This is a genomic window from Streptomyces sp. NPDC030021 (assembly GCF_055574035.1).
Map to the genome: position 1 here is coordinate 442,815 of NZ_JBVIAH010000001.1, position 18,976 is coordinate 461,790.

Annotated in this window: 19 protein-coding genes and 1 pseudogene; 6 read left to right on the forward strand and 14 right to left on the reverse strand. The window is 70.4% G+C overall.

Annotated features, from left to right (window positions below):
• Positions 1–6: 6 nt before the first annotated feature.
• Together murJ and ACZ4YL_RS01915 are read right to left on the reverse strand one after the other, a co-directional pair.
• Positions 7–1,713, reverse strand: a complete 1,707-nt coding sequence (murJ, locus tag ACZ4YL_RS01910; protein ID WP_468113263.1) for a murein biosynthesis integral membrane protein MurJ — start codon at positions 1,711–1,713, stop codon at positions 7–9.
• On the reverse strand, positions 1,710–2,819 hold the full coding sequence (locus tag ACZ4YL_RS01915; protein WP_468113472.1) for a lipid II:glycine glycyltransferase FemX: 1,110 nt from the start codon (positions 2,817–2,819) through the stop codon (positions 1,710–1,712). Before ACZ4YL_RS01915 ends, murJ begins: the two co-directional genes overlap by 4 nt.
• Positions 2,820–3,125: 306 nt before the next feature.
• Between ACZ4YL_RS01915 and ACZ4YL_RS01920 the strand changes: the two genes are divergently transcribed.
• Both ACZ4YL_RS01920 and ACZ4YL_RS01925 read left to right on the forward strand, forming a co-directional pair.
• Entirely contained in the window at positions 3,126–4,295 is a 1,170-nt protein-coding gene (locus tag ACZ4YL_RS01920) for a L,D-transpeptidase (RefSeq protein ID WP_468113473.1), read from the forward strand.
• 137 nt (positions 4,296–4,432) lie between these two features.
• Entirely contained in the window at positions 4,433–6,019 is a 1,587-nt protein-coding gene (locus tag ACZ4YL_RS01925; protein ID WP_468113264.1) for a CocE/NonD family hydrolase, read from the forward strand.
• A 73-nt stretch (positions 6,020–6,092) separates the two neighbouring features.
• Here the strand turns inward: ACZ4YL_RS01925 and ACZ4YL_RS01930 are convergent, their stop codons facing one another.
• The 9 genes from ACZ4YL_RS01930 to ACZ4YL_RS01970 form a co-directional block, all read right to left on the reverse strand.
• The gene (locus ACZ4YL_RS01930) at positions 6,093–6,836 is read right to left on the reverse strand and encodes an amino acid ABC transporter ATP-binding protein (protein ID WP_468113265.1); all 744 of its coding nucleotides are present in this window, start codon (positions 6,834–6,836) and stop codon (positions 6,093–6,095) included.
• 154 nt (positions 6,837–6,990) lie between these two features.
• Positions 6,991–7,431 carry a DUF6278 family protein gene (locus tag ACZ4YL_RS01935; RefSeq protein ID WP_468113266.1) on the reverse strand — a complete coding sequence of 147 codons (441 nt, stop codon included), beginning with the start codon at positions 7,429–7,431 and terminating at the stop codon, positions 6,991–6,993.
• A gap of 102 nt (positions 7,432–7,533) precedes the next feature.
• Positions 7,534–8,319 carry an exodeoxyribonuclease III gene (locus ACZ4YL_RS01940; RefSeq protein WP_468113267.1) on the reverse strand — a complete coding sequence of 262 codons (786 nt, stop codon included), beginning with the start codon at positions 8,317–8,319 and terminating at the stop codon, positions 7,534–7,536.
• A 30-nt stretch (positions 8,320–8,349) separates the two neighbouring features.
• On the reverse strand, positions 8,350–8,982 hold the full coding sequence (locus tag ACZ4YL_RS01945) for an MBL fold metallo-hydrolase (RefSeq protein ID WP_468113268.1): 633 nt from the start codon (positions 8,980–8,982) through the stop codon (positions 8,350–8,352).
• A gap of 21 nt (positions 8,983–9,003) precedes the next feature.
• Entirely contained in the window at positions 9,004–9,594 is a 591-nt protein-coding gene (locus tag ACZ4YL_RS01950; protein WP_468113269.1) for a hypothetical protein, read from the reverse strand.
• Positions 9,591–10,763, reverse strand: a complete 1,173-nt coding sequence (locus ACZ4YL_RS01955) for an ROK family glucokinase (RefSeq protein ID WP_468113270.1) — start codon at positions 10,761–10,763, stop codon at positions 9,591–9,593. The genes ACZ4YL_RS01950 and ACZ4YL_RS01955 overlap by 4 nt, the downstream gene beginning before the upstream one ends.
• Positions 10,760–11,731, reverse strand: a complete 972-nt coding sequence (locus tag ACZ4YL_RS01960) for an ATP-binding cassette domain-containing protein (RefSeq protein WP_468113271.1) — start codon at positions 11,729–11,731, stop codon at positions 10,760–10,762. Before ACZ4YL_RS01960 ends, ACZ4YL_RS01955 begins: the two co-directional genes overlap by 4 nt.
• The gene (locus ACZ4YL_RS01965; RefSeq protein ID WP_468113272.1) at positions 11,698–12,744 is read right to left on the reverse strand and encodes an ABC transporter permease; all 1,047 of its coding nucleotides are present in this window, start codon (positions 12,742–12,744) and stop codon (positions 11,698–11,700) included. Before ACZ4YL_RS01965 ends, ACZ4YL_RS01960 begins: the two co-directional genes overlap by 34 nt.
• A complete protein-coding gene (locus tag ACZ4YL_RS01970) occupies positions 12,741–13,751 on the reverse strand; it encodes a sugar ABC transporter substrate-binding protein (RefSeq protein ID WP_468113273.1) in 1,011 nt (336 codons plus the stop codon). Before ACZ4YL_RS01970 ends, ACZ4YL_RS01965 begins: the two co-directional genes overlap by 4 nt.
• Positions 13,752–13,946: 195 nt before the next feature.
• Here ACZ4YL_RS01970 and ACZ4YL_RS01975 point away from each other — a divergent pair, with 195 nt between their 5' ends.
• Positions 13,947–14,960 (forward strand): Gfo/Idh/MocA family protein, encoded by a 1,014-nt coding sequence (locus ACZ4YL_RS01975; protein ID WP_468113274.1) that lies wholly within the window; start codon positions 13,947–13,949, stop codon positions 14,958–14,960.
• Between the two features lie 63 nt (positions 14,961–15,023).
• On the opposite strand, the gene ACZ4YL_RS01980 is transcribed toward ACZ4YL_RS01975, so the two are convergent.
• Entirely contained in the window at positions 15,024–15,941 is a 918-nt protein-coding gene (locus tag ACZ4YL_RS01980; protein ID WP_468113275.1) for a DMT family transporter, read from the reverse strand.
• 132 nt (positions 15,942–16,073) lie between these two features.
• Here ACZ4YL_RS01980 and ACZ4YL_RS01985 point away from each other — a divergent pair, with 132 nt between their 5' ends.
• Positions 16,074–16,445, forward strand: a complete 372-nt coding sequence (locus ACZ4YL_RS01985; RefSeq protein WP_468113276.1) for a hypothetical protein — start codon at positions 16,074–16,076, stop codon at positions 16,443–16,445.
• Positions 16,446–16,580: 135 nt separating this feature from the next.
• Entirely contained in the window at positions 16,581–16,964 is a 384-nt protein-coding gene (locus ACZ4YL_RS01990; RefSeq protein ID WP_468113277.1) for a hypothetical protein, read from the forward strand.
• An 8-nt stretch (positions 16,965–16,972) separates the two neighbouring features.
• On the opposite strand, the gene ACZ4YL_RS01995 is transcribed toward ACZ4YL_RS01990, so the two are convergent.
• Positions 16,973–17,590, reverse strand: a complete 618-nt coding sequence (locus ACZ4YL_RS01995) for a dihydrofolate reductase family protein (protein WP_468113278.1) — start codon at positions 17,588–17,590, stop codon at positions 16,973–16,975.
• Positions 17,591–17,698: 108 nt separating this feature from the next.
• Here ACZ4YL_RS01995 and ACZ4YL_RS02000 point away from each other — a divergent pair.
• Positions 17,699–17,986 (forward strand): annotated as a pseudogene (locus ACZ4YL_RS02000) (tyrosine-type recombinase/integrase); the annotation flags it as partial.
• Positions 17,987–18,181: 195 nt separating this feature from the next.
• Here the strand turns inward: ACZ4YL_RS02000 and ACZ4YL_RS02005 are convergent.
• On the reverse strand, positions 18,182–18,943 hold the full coding sequence (locus ACZ4YL_RS02005) for a barstar family protein (protein WP_468113279.1): 762 nt from the start codon (positions 18,941–18,943) through the stop codon (positions 18,182–18,184).
• Positions 18,944–18,976: the final 33 nt, after the last annotated feature.

Here is an 18,976-nt window from a genome sequence, read left to right on the forward strand (position 1 = left end):
CTCCCGTCAGCGGCCGATCCTGCGCCGCAGGGAGTCCAGCATGTCGGTGATCTCCGTCAGGCGCAGCGGCCCGGCGAGGATGACGACGACGAGGGCCAGCGCGGCGGTTCCCGCCCCGACCGCGGCGAAGTTGCCGAACGGGTCGGCGGCGCGGGCGGCCGCGTACCCGGCGGCGGCCGCCGGTGTGCAGGCGACCAGCAGCCGCAGGTGGGTCCGTACGGCGGTCGCGCGCCGTTCGGTACGGGTGCCGGCGCGCGGGCCGAGCCGGCGGGTGAGGGTCCAGGCGGTGACGGCGGCGCCCGCGAGGAAGGCGACGGAGGAGGCCGCGGCCATGCCGGTGACGGCCCAGCGCGGGGACAGCAGGAAGTAGGCGGCGGCGGACAGTCCGGCGGTGAGCCCGGCGATGACCAGGTTCAGGAAGAAGGGGGTCCGGGTGTCGGAGAGGGCGTAGAAGCCGCGCGAGAGGACGTACTGCGCGGAGTAGGCGATCAGGCCGGGCGCGAAGGCGATGAGCATGCCCGCCATGACCTCGATGTCCGCGGCATCGGTGCGGCCGTACTCGAAGACGCTGCCCATCACCCAGGGGGCGAGGGCGGCGAAGAGCGCGGCGGCGGGCACGACGAGGGCGGCGCTGGAGCGCAGGGCGTAGGAGATGTCGCGGCGCACGGCGCCGAGGTCGCCCTCGGTGGCGGCCGCGCTCATCCGCGGCATGAGGGCGGTCACGAGGGAGACGGTGATGATGCCCTGCGGGACGATCCACAGCTGGTAGGCGTTGCTGTAGGCGGAGTAGCCGGCGCCGCCCGCGAGTCCGGCGTCCACGGCGTGCTGTCCGGTGGTGGTGGAGAGCCGGGTGACGACCCAGTAGGCGATCTGGTTGGTGAGGACGAGCATGACCAGCCAGCCGGCGTTGCGCAGCGGGCGGCCGAGGCCGCTGCCGCGCCAGTCGAAGCGGGGGCGCCAGCGGAAGCGGGCGGCGCGCAGCGAGGGGACGAGGGCGAGGGCCTGGATGACGATGCCGATGGTGGTGCCGAGGCCCAGGAGCCGGGTCTCGGCGGCGGTGAGGCCGGCCGCCGCGTCGTGGGAGAGGTAGAGGAAGAGCCCGAAGACGCCGATGATGACGAGGTTGTTGAGGACCGGGGTCCACATCATCGCGCCGAACCGGCCGCGGGCGTTCAGGACCTGCCCGAGCAGGGTGAAGAGCCCGTAGAAGAGGATCTGCGGCAGGCAGTACCGGGCCAGGGCCACGGTGGTGCTCGCCTGGGCCCCGTCGTAGTCGGTGTACACCGAGACGATCAGCGGGGCGGCGAGGACCGCGACGGTGGTGAGCGCCACGAGGGCGGCGGTGCAGGCGGTGAGCAGCCGGTCGGTGTAGGCGGATCCGCCGTCCGCGTGCTCCTTGGCGGCCCGGACGAGCTCGGGTACGAAGACGGCGTTGAGCGCGCCTCCGATGAGCAGCATGTAGATGATGTTCGGGACCGTGTTGGCGACGCCGTAGCTGTCGCCGAGGAGTTCGGTGCCCAGCGCCGCGACGACGACGGCGGAGCGGATGAAGCCGGTGGCGCGGGAGACGATCGAACCGGCCGCCATGAGCGCGCCGCTGCGCAGCACCGAGGTCTTCCCGGAGGGCGCGTCGGCGGCTCCGGGGGCGGCGGCCGCTCTGGTGCCGGTGTCGGTGCCCGTGTCGGTGCCGCTGTCGGTGTCGGTGGCCGTCACCGGCGGGCCAGGTACGCCTGGAACGCCTTGTAGAGCGCCGTGTTGGCGACTCCGTCCATCGGTATCTCCCACTCTCCGAGCGTCTCGACGACCTGTCCGCCGGTGCCGAGCTTCCAGCGCAGCAGCCCGAAGGAACGTTCGTCGGGGTCAAGGGTGGAGGGTACCCCGCGCATGTCGTACTCCTCCGCTCCAAGGGCGTGGGCGTCGCACATCATGCGCCACTGCAGGGCGTTGCTGGGCCGTACCTCGCGGCGGTGGTCGGCGGACGCGCCCGTCTGGTACCAGACCCGCTTCCCGGCGGTGATCATAGTGTGGGCGGCGAGGATCTCCCCCTGGTGGACGCCCAGGTAGAGCCGCATCCGGCCGGGCGCCTCCTCGTTGAGGACCTGGTACTGCTGCTCGTAGTACGCGAGGGAGCGGCCGAGCCGGAAGCCGTCGCGCTCCTCGGTGATGCGCAGCAGCCGGTAGAACTCGGGCAGGTCCGCGAAGGTGCCGATGACCGTCTCCACGCCGGACTTCGTGGCCTTGCGTACGTTGCGCCGCCATTCCTGGTTGAGGCCCGCCCACACCTCGTCGAGGGTGCGGCCGGCCAGCGGCACGCGGAAGACATGACGGGGCTGCGCGTCGCCGTCGTCCTCGCCGCCGCACCGCGTCCACCCGCGCGTGCGCAGCCGGTCGGCGAGCGCGGCGCCCACCGGGTCGACCTCGGTGGCGAGCACGTCGGATATCTGCCGGCCCGGCCCGGAGGCGGACTTGGCGGTGGCCGCGTCCCAGCGCCGGTAGGCGGGGGTGGGGCCGATGCGGACGGCGAAGGCGCCGGAGGAGCGCAGGTGGCGCATGAGCGGGGTCAGCCAGCGGTCGATGTGCGGATCGGACCAGTCGGCGACGGGCCCCTCGGGGAGGTAGGCGAAGTATTTGCGGGTGCCGGGAAATTGCCGGTAGAGAACGAGACCAGCACCCTGAATCCGACCGTCCGGATAGTGCCACCCGACCCTTTCCGAGCGCCAAAGGTCCTTTACGCGGGCCCAGGACGGGTACTGGAGAAAACTCGCCCCGCCGTGGCGGGAAAGGAACGCCTGGTATTCGGAGACCGACAGGGCACGCACCCGGAGCTCCCGGTCCTGGTCATGGTTCTGCTGGGCGGGGGTCACGAGCAGTGCACACACGGCAGACGGCCTTCCTGTCGTCCTGACGGTCTCTCACAGGACTCTCACAGCCACCCGTGACCGAAGTGCGCGGCGATTGTGACCGGATGATGACCGTTTCGCTGCGGTCGACGTCACAAGAGAAAGGACGACTTTTTCCGCCGATTGCGGAACCTAAAGTCGAGTCGTTCGCATCCTCTTTTGCGGACGTTCACCACCCCCGCTCCTGGAAAGGGCCCTTCGTTGAGCCGTATACGCCGCACCGCCATGGCGGGCACCGCACTTCTGGCCGCCTCGCTGACCGCCTGTTCGGGCGGGAGCGACGGTGGCGGTGACGACAAGGGCAAGGCCGAGCTGAAGCCGAAGGCGCCCATGGCGGTCGCGGTCAACCTCACGGGCGATCAGGTCAAGGCGGGCCAGCCGGTGACCGTGACCGTCGCCGAGGGCAAGCTGGCCCAGGTGAAGGTGACCGACGCCAAGGGCGCGGAACTGCCGGGGAAGATCTCCGACGACGGAAAGACCTGGACCTCGGAGCGCAACGCCCCGCCCGCCGCGGAGTACAAGGTCGAGGCGCAGAACACCGAGAGCCAGAGCGCCACCACGCAGTTCAAGACCGGACCCGCCGACAAGGTGAACAAGGTCTCGATCAACATCTCCAAGGGCAGCTCGGTGGGCGTGGCGATGCCCGTGTCCCTCGTCTTCGACAACCCGGTGACGAACAAGGCCGAGGTCGAGAAGCAGCTCAAGGTCACCACCTCGGACAACGCCGAGGGCTCCTGGGGCTGGATCAAGGATCACGACGGCAAGGACCGTGTCGACTGGCGGCCCAAGGACTACTGGAAGTCCGGCACGGACGTGAAGGTCGACATGCACCTGAACGGCGTGGACTCCGGCAAGGGCGGCGGGCTGTTCGCCCGGGACTACAACACCGAGTTCAAGATCGGCAAGGACCGCCGGGTCCAGGTCAGCCTCGACACCAAGAAGATGTCGGTGACCCAGGACGGTCAAGCGCTCAGGACGATCCCGATCTCGGCCGGAACCCCCGGAGGCAAGAAGGCCTCCTGGTCCGGAAAAATGGTGATCATGACGAAGGAGGGCACCATCCGGATGGACTCCCAGACGGTGGGCCTGGACAACGCCTACGACAAGATGGTCGATTACTCGATGCGGCTAACCTGGTCCGGCATGTACGCGCACGCCGCCCCGTGGAACTCCGGCAACTTCGGGCGCGCCAACAGCAGTTCCGGCTGCGTGGGGATGAGCGACGCCGACGCCAAGGAGTTCTTCGGGCAGTCCCAGGTCGGCGACCTCTTCGAGGTGGTCGGCGAGGGCTCGAAGGGCCAGGCGGAGATCGGCAACGGCTACGGCGAGTGGAACCTGTCGTGGGACCAGTGGAAGGCCAAGAGCGCCCTGTCCGGCACCCCGCAGAACGGCTGACGGCCGGCCGCGGGCGTTCCACAGCCCTCACCCAATCGTTACCAGTGCGTAACTTACCCACGGGTTACTTTCGGTAACACGCTCCGGTTACCGTCGGGTCACTTTGACAATCCCGGCGCACGCGCGAGGAGCGACAGATGCAACGCACCACCACCGCAGCGGCCGTGGCGACCCTGCTGGCGGCAGCCGTCCTGGGCCTGGCCCCCCATCAGGCCCAGGCGGCTCCCGCCACCACCGCGGCAGCTACCGCCGACGCCTCCTCGCAGCTGCGCTTCCACGACATCCCGGGCTCCGGCGGAATCACCCTCAAGGGCAACGTCTTCACCCCGGCCGGGGCCGAGAGCGGCCGGAAGTACCCGCTGATCGTGCTGCCCACCAGCTGGGGCCTGCCGCAGATCGAGTACATCGCCCAGGCCAGGAAGCTCGCCGACTCCGGTTATGTCGTGGTCAGTTACACCTCCCGCGGCTTCTGGCTCTCCGGCGGAGACATCGAGGTGGCCGGCCCGCCGGACATCGCCGACGTCAGCGCCGTCATCGACTGGGCCCTCGCCAACTCCCCCGCCGACGCGGACCGCATCGGCCTCGGCGGGGTCTCGTACGCCGCCGGCATCACCCTGCTGGCCTCCGCCCACGACCCGCGCGTCAAGGCCGTGGTCGCGATGAGCGGCTGGGCCGACCTCATCGAATCCATCTACTCCGGCCGCACCCAGCACCTCCAGGCCGCCGGAATGCTCGGCGCCGCCGGGTACCTCACCGGCCGCCCCGGACCCGAACTCAAGACGCTCCTCGGCAACTTCCTCGGCTCCCGGCTGGACCAGGAGCAGCAGATGATCGAGTGGGGCAGGAAGCGTTCGGCCTCCGAGCAGGTCGACCGGATCAATGCCAACGGCGCCGCGATCATGCTCGGCAACGCCTGGGGCGACACCATCTTCCCGCCCAACCAGTACGCGAAGTTCTACGAGCGGCTGACCGGCCCCAAGCGCCTGGAGTTCCGGCCCGGGGACCACGCCACCGCCGAGGGCACCGGCCTGCTGGGGCTGCCCAACGACACCTGGACGAACGCGCACCGCTGGTTCGACCGCTACCTCAAGGGCGAGCGCAACGGCGTCGACACCGAGGCCCCGGTGCAGATCAAGTCCCGTAGCAACGACGGGTACGAGGGCTACGCCGACTGGAAGTCGGTCGGCTCCGGGGGCAGCGAGAAGCTGGCGCTCTCCGACAGCGAGCACCTCTTCGCCAATGTCGACTCCGGCGCCAACGGCGGCATCCTCCTCCTCTCCAGCGCCCTCGACCAGTTCGTGAAGGCGCCGCCGATCGCCTCCGTCCCGCTCCTCCCCCGGGCCTTCGCGGCCGTCTGGCAGTCGGAGCGCTACGACGAAGCGCGCCGGATCCGCGGCACCGCGAAGCTGCACACCACCGTCACCCCCACCAAGGGCGACGGCACCTTCGTCGCGTACCTCTACGACGTCGGCCCGCTCGGCATCGGCAAGCTCGTCAGCAACGCCCCGTACACCTTCCACGGGAAGGCTCCCGGCCAGGCCTTCGGCGTGGACCTGGAGCTGTTCTCCACCGCCTACGACGTCCCGGCGGGCCACCGGCTCGCTCTCGTCGTCGACACGGTCGACCCGCTCTACATCGAGCACAACCCCATCGGCGCGCAGCTGACCTTCTCCTCGCCGCGCACCGATCCGAGCTACCTGTCGGTGCCGCTGCGCGAGCAGTGAGCCACGGCTGCTGCCGGGACCGGGCCGCCCAGCAGCAGCCCGCCGGGCGCCCGGCACACGGCGGCCGGCGCCGTCAGTGCTTGAGGATCTTCGAGAGGAAGTCCTTGGCCCGGTCGCTCTCGGGGGCGGTGAAGAACTGCTCCGGGGTGCGGTCCTCGATGATCTGCCCGTCGGCCATGAAGAGCACGCGGTTCGCGGCGGAGCGGGCGAAGCCCATCTCGTGGGTGACCACCACCATGGTCATGCCCTCGCGGGCGAGCTGCCGCATGACCTCCAGCACCTCGTTGATCATCTCCGGGTCGAGCGCGGAGGTGGGCTCGTCGAAGAGCAGGGCCTTGGGGTCCATGGCGAGGGCGCGGGCGATCGCCACGCGCTGCTGCTGACCGCCGGAGAGCTGGGCCGGGAACTTCTCGGCCTGGTCGGCCAGGCCGACCCGCTCCAGGAGCTCCCGGGAGCGCCGGTCCGCCTCGCCCCGCTTGCGGCCGCGGACCTTGACCTGCGCGAGCGAGACGTTGGCGACGACGGTCTTGTGCGCGAACAGGTTGAAGGACTGGAAGACCATCCCCACCTCGGCACGCAGCCGGGCCAGCTCCTTGCCCTCGGCGGGCAGTGCCTCCCCGTCGATGAGGATCGTGCCCGACTCGACGGTCTCCAGCCGGTTGATCGCCCGGCACAGGGTGGATTTCCCGGAACCGGAGGGGCCGATGACCACCACCACCTCCCCGCGGCCGACGGTGAGGCTGATGTCCCGCAGTACGTGCAGCGCACCGAAGTGCTTGTTGACGTCCCGCAGCTCGATCAACGGTTCGACGGCCATGTGCTGCCCTGCCCACTTGTCGGAGTCGGTCTCGGTGACGGCCCGGGTGCCGGTCCCGGTGCCGGTCCCGGTCTCGGTGTGCCGGGGTCAGCGCAAACTATCCGGCCACGGAAGGGCACTTCGCACGGGAGGGGGACTGCGACACGCCGGGGCGTCAGCCCTCGGAGGCCTCGGCGTACGCCTGGCTGAGCTCGGGGGATCCGGTCATCGCCCAGGACAGGCCCGACTCGATCACGTTCAGTTCCCGGCCCGAGGCCAGCCGGATCACCGGCTGGCCGTTGGGCCACACCCGCCAGGCGGCCCCCGGAACCGTCCGGATGATCACGGTCCCGAGGTAGAAGCCGGCGTCGTTGCCGAGCCAGGGCACCGCCTCGGGATCCCGCCGCCAGCGCGGCATCAGCTGGTCCAGGGCCTCCAACGAAGCCTGGCTCTCGTCGAGTTCGAGCCCGGCCGCCCGCGCCTGGACGCGCAGCATCTCGCACTCCGAGAACAACTCGGCGACGCCCTCGGGGTCGTCCGCGAGGGCGGCGGCGAGTCCCGCACCCTGTTCCGTTTGGCGTCGGTTCAGCCAGTTGCCCAGGAAAGGGATGTTCATACCGCCCAGCGTCGCACCAGGATCCCCCGCTGACCACAGGGCGCGCCTGGATCCGTCGGCCCGGATGGCACCGGCCACCGACTATCGGTGACCGGTGACCGGCTACCGGGCGAGGTCCAGGTCTACGACGACGGGCGCGTGGTCGGACGCGCCCTTGCCCTTGCGCTCCTCGCGGTCGACGTAGGAATCGGTCACGGCCTTGGTGAAGGACTCGTTCCCGTAGACCAGGTCGATGCGCATGCCCTTGTTCTTGGGGAAGGCGAGCATCCGGTAGTCCCAGAAGGTGTAGGGACGGTCGTACTTCAGGGCGCGCGGGAACACGTCCGAGAGCCCAGCGGCGCGCAGCGCCTCCAGGGCGGCCCGCTCGGCGGGGGTGACATGGGTGAGGCCCGCGAAGACGGCCGGGTCGTAGACGTCCTCGTCGGTCGGGGCCACATTGAAGTCGCCGAGCACGGCGAACGGCCGCGGACCGGCCGCGTCCTCGGCGACGGCCGTGGCCAGGGCGCGGAACCAGTCCAGCTTGTAGCCGTAGTGGTCGTGCTCGACCTCGCGCCCGTTGGGCACGTACACCGACCAGACCCGGACCCCGCCGCAGGTGGCGGAGATCGCGCGGGGTTCCTGGACGTCCTCGTAGTCGGGCCCGCCGGGCAGCCCGAGGACCACGTCCTCCAGGCCGACCTTGGAGAGCAGGGCCACGCCGTTCCAGCGGCCGGTGGCGTTGACCGCCGATTCGTAGCCCAGCTCACGCAGCTCGTCGTAGGGGAACTGCTCCGCCGAGCACTTGGTCTCCTGGATGCACAGCACATCCGTACCGGAGCTCTCCAGCCAGGCCAGCAGGCGCGGCAGCCGGGCGGTGATGGAGTTGACGTTGAAGGTGGCGATACGCATACCTGCCAACCTACCGCCCGGCACCGACAGTCACAGTTCGGCGGAGTCCCCCGCGGTGAGTCGCCCGTGGTCGGTGCCCCCGAGGGCGTCCAGGGCGTGGTCGTAGATCGGCCGGGCGATGTCGGAGAGGTAGGCGTCATGGATGTCCAGGGCCCGGCGCGGCTTGACCTCGCGGAGGTAGTCGATCACCTCGGAGACCTTGCTCCAGGGTGCGTGCACCGGGAGCATCAGGGTCTCGACGGGCACACCGGGCACGGTCAGCGCGTCCCCGGGGTGGAAGAGGGAACCTTCCACGAGGTAGCCCACGTTCGTGACGCGCGGGATGTCCGGGTGGACCACCGCGTGCAGCTCCCCGTGGACCTGGACCTCGAACCCGGCCGCGGTGAAGGCGTCGCCGTGGCCGACGGTGTGCACCCGGCCCGGATAGGCGGGGGCGAGCTTCTCGGCGACGCTGCGCAGGGTCCACAGCTCGACCGCCGGATCGGCGTCGAGGGCGGCCCGCAGCCGGCCCTCCTCGAAGTGGTCGGGGTGTTCGTGCGTGACCAGCAGGGCGTCCGCCCCCAGTCCCGCGTCCGGTTCGCTGAAGGCGCCCGGGTCGATGACGAGCGTGCGCCCGCCCTTCTCCAACTGGACGCAGGAATGCAGCCGCTTGGTGAGCTTCATGATCCCAAGGTTAGGGGGTGGTCACGGGGTGGTGGAGGAGACGACGTAGACCTTGGAGACCTTGGGATCGGTGAGGTCGACGGTGACGTCCCGGGTGGGCCTGGGGTCGTCCTGTTCGAGGGTGGTGCCCAGCCATGAGGTCTCCGGCTTCCAGTGCCAGCCGGCGATCGAGGTGTCGTGCGCGGAGACCGAGACCCCGGGGGTCAGGTCCTCCCGGCTGATGCCGAGGGAGGACAGGAAGCCGTCCAGTTCCGCAGGGGTGACGGCGAACTGGACGTACAGCCGGCTGGTGCGCCAGTTGTTGGTCTCCAGGAAGCCGACGCGCCAGGCCTTGTCCGGGACCGGGACCTCGTAGATGCTGCGCTGCACCTTGGAGGGCCAGCCGGGGCGCACCTTGGACGCGCCGACCTTGGCGGCCTTGTCGCGGCCGCTCTCGCGGCTCTGCTGGGTGGAGATCGCCAGGTAGCCCGCGGGTACGCCGACCAGCAGCAGGATGATGATCGCGGTGATCCAGCGGCGCTTGACGACGTGCCTGCGGTCCTCGGCGGTGGGCGCCGGGGTGCTTTCGGCGTCGGGGGCGGAGGCCTGGTGGGGCAGGGTGGGCGGGTTCACTGTTCGTCCTGGTCCTTGGGGGCGGCGGGGTCGCGCCGCCCCAGCTGCTGCGCGTAGCGCTCGTACCGCTCGTAGCGCTCGACCCGGCGGCGGGTGGCGCGGCGGAAGCGGCGGGCGACGAGCCTGGCGAGGTCGGCGGCGCCGACCATGCCCGCCTCGGGTCCGAGCTGGGCCTTGGCGATACGGGCTTCGGGGCGGTAGCCGCGACCGGTGAGGTGGCGGCGGAAGGCGTCCCGGGCCGGACCGATCAGCAGGTCGTCGGCGGCGCTGACGCCGCCGCCGATGACGAAGCAGGACGGGTCGAGGGCGGCGGCGAGGTTGGCGATGCCGACGCCCAGCCACTGGCCGATGTCCTGGAGCAGCTCGATGCACATGGCGTCGCCCTCGCGGGCCAGCTCGGTGATCAGCGGTCCGGTGATCTCGGAGACGTTGCCGCCGACCCGGGCGATGATGTTGTACGCGACCGGCGAGTCGGCGGCGGCCAGCTCGCGGGCCTCGCGGACCAGGGCGTTCCCGGAGCTGTACTGCTCCCAGCAGCCGCGGTTGCCGCAGGGGCAGCGGTGGCCGCCGGGGACGACCTGCATATGGCCGAATTCGCCCGCGACCCCGTACCGGCCGCGCTTGACCTGGCCGCCTTCGAGGATGGCCCCGCCGATGCCGGTGCCGAGCGTGATCATGACGAGGTGGTCCTCGCCGCGTCCGGCGCCGAAGCGCCATTCCGCCCAGGCGGCGGTGTTGGCATCGTTGTCGACCATGACCGGGACCGCGAGCCGGGACTGGAGCGCGTCGCGCAGGGGCTCGTCGCGCCAGGCCAGGTGGGGTGCGAACAGCACGCGGGAGCGGTCGGCGTCGACCCAGCCGGCCGCCCCGATGCCGACCGCGTGCACGTCGTGCCGGTCGGAGAGGTCCAGCACCAGCTCGACGATGGTGTCCTCGACGACCTTGGGGCTCTTGGACTTGTCCGGGGTCTCCGTGCGGATCTTCTCCAGGATGATCCCGTCGGCGTCGACGACGCCGGCCATCACCTTGGTGCCGCCGATGTCGATGCCGACCGTGGGGACGCGCGGGGCCGTCAGGTGCGACCGGCGCTCCCGGGTCCCGATGGTCCGCAGGACGGTGCCTCGCGCCGACCCCCGGTGGGTGAGCGTGAAGTCCCGGTACGTGCTCATCGAGTCGTGTCGTCCCTCTTCGGTGCGGTGGTTCGGGGGGTCCGGCCGGCCTCGTCGGCCGGGCCGCTGCGGCCGGCTGTGCCGTCCGTCGCGGCCGTGGCGTGTGGGGCGCCTGCCCCTGATTCTGCCACTCGCTCCAGTTCGTGGCTCAGCTCGTCCAGCTCGGAGCCGCCCGCCATCTGCCGGGTGAGCTCGTCGAGCGTGATCGAGTCGCGGGTGTGGCTGCCCGCCATGGTGCCGCGCTTGAGGAGGACGAAACGGTCTCCGACCAGGTACGCATGGTGCGGGTTGTGGGTGATCAGGACCACGCCGAGACCCGCGTCCCGGGCGGCGGCGACGTACTTGAGGACCACTCCGGACTGCTTGACGCCGAGGGCCGCGGTCGGCTCGTCGAGTACGAGGACCTTCGCCCCGAAGTACACGGCGCGGGCGATGGCCACGCACTGCCGCTCGCCGCCGGACAGCGTGCCGATGGGCTGGTCCACGTCGCGCAGGTCGATGCCCATGCGCAGCAGCTCGGTGCGGGTGGTCTCGCGCATGAGGTCCACGTCGAGGCGGCGGAGGGGGCCCCGGCCCTTGGTGGGCTCGGAGCCGAGGAAGAAGTTCCGCCAGACGGGCATGAGCGGGACGACGGCGAGGTCCTGGTAGACGGTGGCGATGCCGTGGTCGAGGGCCGCGCGGGGGTTGGCGAGGACGGTCTCCTCCCCCTCGATCTCGAAGGTGCCGGCGTCGTGCCGGTGCAGCCCTGCGATGATCTTGATGAGGGTGGACTTGCCCGCGCCGTTGTCGCCGAGGACACAGGTGATCTCGCCCGCCGAGACCTCCAGGGAGACCCCCTGGAGGGCGCGGATGTTCCCGTAGAACTTGCTGACGTCGGTCAGCTTCACCAGGGCGGTGGCCGCTCCGGGCCCGGTCGCGGTCTTTTCGGTCGCGTTCACTTGGTTGCCTCCGCCCGCTTGCGGACCCATGCGTTGAGCAGCGTGGCCAGCAGGAGCATCGCGCCGAGGAAGAACTTGAACCAGTCCGGATTCCACTGGGCGTACACGATGCCGTTGCTGGTCATGCCGAAGATGAAGGCGCCGACCGCCGAGCCGATGGCGGAACCGTAGCCGCCGGTCATCAGACAGCCGCCGATCACGGCCGCGATGATGTAGAGGAACTCGTTGCCCACGCCCTCGCCCGACTGGACCACGTCGAACGAGAAGAGGATGTGCTGTCCGGAGATCCAGGCGCACAGGGCGACGCCCATGTAGAGCCCGATACGGGTCTTCACGACGGGCACGCCGGTGGCGCGGGCCGCGTCGGCCCCGCCGCCCACGGCGAAGATCCAGTTCCCGGCGCGGGTGCGCAGCAGGATCCAGGTGGCGACGGCCACGATGGCGAACCACCACAGGATGGTGACCTTGAGGGTGACCGAGCCGATGTTCCACTGCGAGGCGAAGAGGGCGCGGGCGGAGGAGAAGCCCTCCATGTCGGCGATGGTCTTGGTGGAGACCGTGCCGGTGATCAGCTTGGTGAAGCCGAGGTTCAGGCCGGTCAGCATCAGGAAGGTGCCGAGCGTGATGATGAAGCTGGGCAGCTTCGTGCGGGTCAGCATGAACCCGTTGAAGAAGCCGATGGCCAGGGTGACCAGCAGGGACACGCCGACGCCGACCCAGACGTTGGCGGTCATCTGGTAGCTGAACATCGAGCTCACCAGTGCCGAGGTCGTGACCATGACGCCCGCGGAGAGGTCGAACTCGCCGCCGATCATCAGCAGGGCCACCGGGGCGGCCATGATCCCGATGGTGGAGGCCGAGTAGAGGATCGTGCTGAGGCTGGAGGCCTGCAGGAAGCTGGGGGCGACGATGGAGAAGAAGACGAAGACGGCGACGGCGCCGACCACCGAGCCCAGCTCCGGGCGGGCGAGCAGCTTGCGCAGGGTGGAGGTCGGGGCGAGCCGTTCGTCGCGCCCGCCGACGGGGGTGGTCGCCGTGCTCATCGGCTGCCCCGCTTGATGTACTCCTCCAGCTCGGCTGCCTCGGCGGCGGTGACGATCTGCGGTCCGGTGAGCACCGGGCGGCCGCCGCCGAGCACGTTCGCGTTGTAGCGGTAGAGCCAGAGCAGGTCGATGGCCTCGTAGCCCTGCAGGTAGGGCTGCTGGTCGACGGCGAAGCCGAGGGCGCCGGACTTCAGGTCGCGGGCGACCGAGGCGTTGAGGTCGAAGGTGTCGACCTCGGCCTTGCTGCCCGCCGCGTCCTTCGCCTTGACGGCGGTGGGCGCGAAGGGCGCGCCGAGGGTGACGATCGCGTCGATCGAGGGGTCCGCCTGGAGCTTGGCCTGGAGGGACGCCTGGACGGAGGGCATGTTGGTGCCCTCGACGTACAGGTTCTCCATGGTCCCGGAGAAGGTCTTCTTGGCCCCGGCGCAGCGCTGCTCGTGGCCGACGTTGCCCTGCTCGTGCAGGACGCAGACGGCCCGCTTCTTCCCGCGCTTGTTCAGCTCGGTGCCGACGGCCTCGCCCGCGATCACCTCGTCCTGGCCGATGTGGGTCAGCGCCCCGTACGCGGCGGACTGGGCGGAGCCGGAGTTGACCGTGATCACCGGGATGCCGGCCTTGACGGCCTTGGCGAGGACGTCCTTGAGGGCCTCGGGCTTGGCCAGGCTGACGACGATCCCGTCGACCTTCTGGTCGATGGCGTTCTGCACGAACTGTGCCTGCTGCTGGGCCTGGTCGTCGTGGGCGTAGACGAAGTTGATGTTGTCCTTGGCCGCGGCCTCCTTGGCGCCCTTCTGGACGATGTCCCAGAAGGTGTCGCCGTCGCCCGCGTGCGTGACCATCGCGAAGGTCCAGCGCGGCGTGGAGACGGCCGGCCGGCCCGCCTCGGCGGCCCTCGCGCGCTCCTCGGCGCGCTTGCCGCCCGTACTGCTGCAGCCCGCGAGCGAGGCCCCCAGTACCGCCGCGAGCACGGCGCCCACGACGCGTACCCCTGTCCGAACCCTAGCCACGTCGCCGCGCCCTTCCCTCGTCACCAATTCGGTCCGTCGTCGAGCCGGTCACCAATCCGGTCATTCCGGCTCCATTCCGGTCCAGCCGCTCAGTATCCGCCACAGTCGACCATGAAGGGTCATCGGGGCACGCACGGTCAGGTTGACATGCGCGGGCGGATTGACAGGTTCCGCCGACAGGGTCAGGTTGAGTGCATGCGCATCGGCTTGATCGGAACGGGCCGGATCGGGTCCTTCCACGCGGCGGCACTGGCCCGCCACCCGGAGGCGGGCTCGCTCCTGCTCGCGGACGCCGACCCCGCGCGGGCGGCGCGCCTGGCCGACCGGCTCGGGGCCACCGCCGCGCCCTCCGTGGAGCAGGTCTTCACCTGGGGCGTGGACGCGGTGGTGGTGGCGTCCGCGACCGAGGCACACGCGGACCTCGTCGTACGGGCGGTCCGCGGCGGGCTGCCGGTGTTCTGCGAGAAGCCGCTGGCCCCGGACCTGCACCGGACCCTTGCGGCACTGCGGGAGGTCACGGCCTCGGGCGGGCTGCTCCAGGTGGGCTTCATGCGCCGCTTCGACGCGGGCTACGGCACGGCCCGGGACCTGGTCCGTTCGGGCGCCCTGGGGCGGCTGCACACCGTCCGGACGATGACGGCCGACCCGGCGCCGCCGGCGGCCGCGTACCTGGCGACCTCGGGCGGGCTGTACCGGGACTGCCTGGTCCACGACTTCGACATGGTCCGCTGGGTGACCGGGCACGAGGTGGTCGAGGTGTACGCGGCCGGGTCGGACGCGGGGCCGGCGCTGTTCCGGGAGACGGGCGACATCGACACGGCGGCCGCCGTGCTGACGCTGGACGACGGGACCCTGGTCACGGCGACCGGTACCCGGTGCAACGGCGCCGGGTACGACGTGCGGATGGAGCTGGCCGGGGAGCTGGACCAGGTCTCCGTCGGGCTGGACGACCGGACGCCGATCGCCTCCACCGAACCGCACGGCCCGCCCCCGGCGAGCAAGCCGTGGACGGGCTTCCTGGAACGTTTCGCCCCGGCCTACGAGGCCGAGCTCGCGGCCTTCGTCCAGCTGGTGCGGGGCGCGGGCGACAACCCGTGCGACGGCCGGGAGGCGCTGGCGGCGTTCCGGATCGCGGAGGCCTGCGAACTCTCGCGCCGGGAGCGGCGCCGGGTGCGGCTGGAGGAGCTCCCGGACCTGCCGGCTCTGTAAGGGGGGCACGGGGCCACAGTACGGCGGGTGATCACCTGTGGCTGCGGCGGTTTCCGGACACGCTCAGGGCGTCGTCACGGCGCGCCGCCCCCAGGCGGTGCCGACGAGGACCAGGAGGGCCCCGGCCAGGCCCAGGGGGCCGAGGTGGTCGCCGCCGAGGGCGATGCCGGCGACGGCGGCCCACAGGGGTTCGGTGCCCAGCAGCAGGCTGACCCGGGAGGGCGAGGTGCGGCGTACGGCCCACATCTGCACGAAGAAGGCGAAGAGGGTGCAGAAGACGGAGAGGAAGGCGAGCCCGGCCCACTCGGCGGCCCCGAAGTCGGCCGCGGCGGCCCAGGGACTGTCGCCGGTCCCGGGCACGGCGGCCAGCAGCGCGAAGACGAGCACGGCGGCGCCGAGCTGCACGGTGGTCAGGGACAGCGAGTCGGCGTCCTGGACGGCCTCGATGCGGGCCATGAGCAGGACGTGCAGGGTCCGGGCGAGGGCGGCGCCGAGGATGAGCAGGTCACCGAGGCTGGGCGCGGTGAAGCCGGCGCCCTGGGTGAGGAGCACGACCCCGGCGACGGAGACGGCGGCGGCGCCGAGGAATCCGAGGGAGGGCCTCTGCTTCCTGACGGCCGCTTCGGCGAGCGGGGTGAAGATCATCGTCAGGCTGATGATCAGCCCGGCGTTGGTGGCGGAGGTGTGGACGACCCCGTAGGTCTCCAGGAGGAAGATCCCGCCGAGTACGAGGCCCAGCAGCCCGGCGCCGCGCAGCTGGGCGGGGCGCAGGGCGCGCAGCCGCGCCCACCCGGCGACGACGAGCACGGGCAGCACGAGCGCGAACCGGAGCACGAGCACGGCGATGACGGTGTGGGTGGTGGTGATGCCCTTGGCCGCGAGATAGCTGCCGCCCCAGACGACGGCGACGGCCAGCACGGGCAGATCGGCGAGCCAGGCCCGGCGCGGGGCGGCTTCGAGGGCGGGCGAGATCACGGTCAACGGAGGTCTCCAACGGCTCATCGGGGTGGAGACGTCGGCGGCTCGCACGGGTGCGGGCACACCGTACCGGAGCCGATCATGCCGGGCGACCCCTTTCCGGGCCCGCGACCCCGGACCCGTAGCATCGGGCCCATGGCTGATCTCTACGCCCTGGACCTGGCGTTCGACCTGCTCGACACCACGCCCGACGACGTGCTCGCGGAAGTGCGGCGCCAGCTGACATCGCCGGACGGCCTCCTCTCGACCCGGGGCCCGGCGTGGCGCGTCGGCGGCATGCTCGTCGGCGAGTTCGGGCCGGGCGAGCGCGGCGGGTGGGCCCTGACCGCCCGCCAGGAGATCCACGAGGAACAGCTCCCGGAGGTGGAGGACCTCCTGCTGCTCCTGGCCCCCCACATCCGCCCGCCGGGCCCGGTCGGCCGCATCCGCTTCTACGAACACGAGGCCCCGGACCTGCTGGTCCTGCGCGAGGGCCGCGTGGTCCAGCTGGCGCTGGACCCGCGGTAGGCCGTCCGGGCTCGCGCCGGGGCCGTCCTGGACGGCTCCGATGCCGTGATCACACCAGCCGCCCGGCGGTCATTTCAGTTGCCGACGTCTCACGGTCCGGGCGATCCTGTCCACTTCGCAGGCAAGGGGGAGTACGTGGGCTTGATCCTGTGCCCGGGCGACGGAGACAACAGCAGCCCGGACGTCAGCTGGTCCTGCGTCCGCTTCGACGCCTTCCGGGAACGGCTCGCACGGGCCGAGGGGTTCGACCTCTCCGAGATGTGGGGCTTCGGGGGCGACCGGCCCTGGAGGGACGTCTCCACCACTCTGGAGCCGCTCCTCGATCACCCGGATGCCGGCGGTGACAGCCTCTCGGCCGCCGACTGCGCCGCGATGCTGCCCCGCCTGGAAGCGATCACCGGCGCATGGCTGGAGGAGGCCGCCGAACCGCTCCTCCAACAGCTCATCGAGGACGCCCGACAGCTGGCCGTCGTGCTGCGTTTCTGCGCGGACAAGGACGTCGAACTCCTCTTCGTCTGACGGCGCGCTCAGTCGCCGATCGTGCCGAAGGCAGCCCGGCCCGTCGGCCGGTAGGTGTGGATGGCCGTCCCGGACGACGTCGTGCGGGAGGCCGCCAGCTCGTAAGCGGTCGGCAGCCCGCCGGTGGGGAACAGCCTCTGCCCCCCGCCGAGAACCACGGGGAACACCAGCAGGTTGATCTCTTCCACGAGGTCCCGGGCCAGCAGCCACTGCGCGAGCTGCCCGCTGCCGTGCACCTGGAGCTCCCCGTCCAGCTCGTCCTTGGCCCGCACGATCTCGCCCTGCAGGTGCTCCCCGTCGAGCACGGTGACCGGCCCCCAGGCCGGCTCCGTGAGGGTGGTCGAGGCCACGTACTTGGGCAGCCGGTTCAGCTTGCCCGCGACGGGGTCGGCGGGGTCGTCGTGCTCCGGCCAGTACGAGGCGAAGATCTCGTACGTCTTCCGCCCGAGCAGGAACGCCTCGGCCCGCCCGAACACCTCGGTGATGAACTCCCCCATCCCCTCGTCGGCGAACGGCGCGACCCACCCCCCGTACTCGAACCCCCCGCTCTGATCCTCATCGGGCCCCCCGGGCGCCTGCATCACGCCGTCCAGCGTCACGAAGGTGGTCAGTGTCAGCTTCCCCATAGCTCTGCGCTCCTCGATCGATGGCCTCTACGGGTTCAGACTCCCGCCCACCCGAAAAGTCATCGGCACGCCACGCAACCGACCGCCCGATCAGCCGAACACCACCGCTTCCGCAGCGCCCTCGACCGGGCCGGACTCCGGCGCATCCGCTTTCACGACCTCCGGCACTCGACCGCCGCCCTGCTCCTGGAACAGGGTGTCGAACTCGTCGTCATCAACGAACTCCTCGGCCACACCCACAACGGCGTCACCGCCACCGTCTACGCACACGTCCGCCTCCGCCTCCAGCGCCACGCCATCGATTTCCTCGGCCGCACCCTCGGTGGGGCCTCCGGGACCGCCACCGACCCCGACGACGGCGACGACCCGCCGCTTTGTGCAGCACCCGTCCGCTGACGTTGCCGTCAACTACTGCCGTCAAGGCACGCAAGGAGCCCCACCGAGAAGAAATTCGGTGGGGCTCCTTGTGGCCATCAGAGTTGTGAGCTGGGACTTTGTGCGCTCGCCCTTCGACCCGTTCCGATCTTGACGTGAGTTTCTAAGGCAACGCGCCAGACGAAGTCCGGCGAATGCCCCCAGGAGGCACGTGCACTATCCAGGAATGACGTCAACATTATTCCGCGACAGAATCCCAAGAAGCAGATCGAATTTGGAAATCGGCCCGCCGGCAATATCCATTACCGCAGACAAGGAAGAACGCGCGACGGAAATGTTCCGCCAAATCAGCCGAACCGGGGCACCTTGGAGATGATCCTCGAGAGACTCTCCCAATTCGGTAAAACTCTGCCCGATATACCCTCCTGGGCCACGGAAAACCTCGCCGATCGCGCAGAAGAAACTCGCGACATCCTTGATTTCATCACCCCCCATAACGATCTCTCGAGGGGGAACCGAATACTCCTCCTTAGAAGCAGATTCGGCGTACCTGAGCCCGGCTACTTCTAGCCACGCTTCACGGGATCCGACCTGAAGCGTGCACCATTCACCACGCCGCGGTTGGGAAACGCGAAACCTGTCCCACAACCTGCAGGCCTCGGCATGCGGAGGCAACCCCGTTTGTGCCGTGACGACTAGATATTCCGGCGTATCTCCGACTACTAGCTTGGCGCCCCACATCGGGTAGCGCCCCATGGGCCGACCTTCGGCGTCGAGGACAAGGACCTCGATGTCACCCCTAAGCGTCTCGATCGGCGCGTCTAGGGTCGGCCGCACAAGCCTGAAGGTGACTCGGGCGTTCTCGGCTTCAAGGAACGCGCCGAAGTCGTCGTCGCTGTAGCGCCCGACAAAAAACCCTTCCAGATCGCAAGCGAATACGAATGCGTCACTTTCCTCGAACCGGACAGAATATTTCACCGACAACGGTCACCCGCCTTCCACCGAGAACAC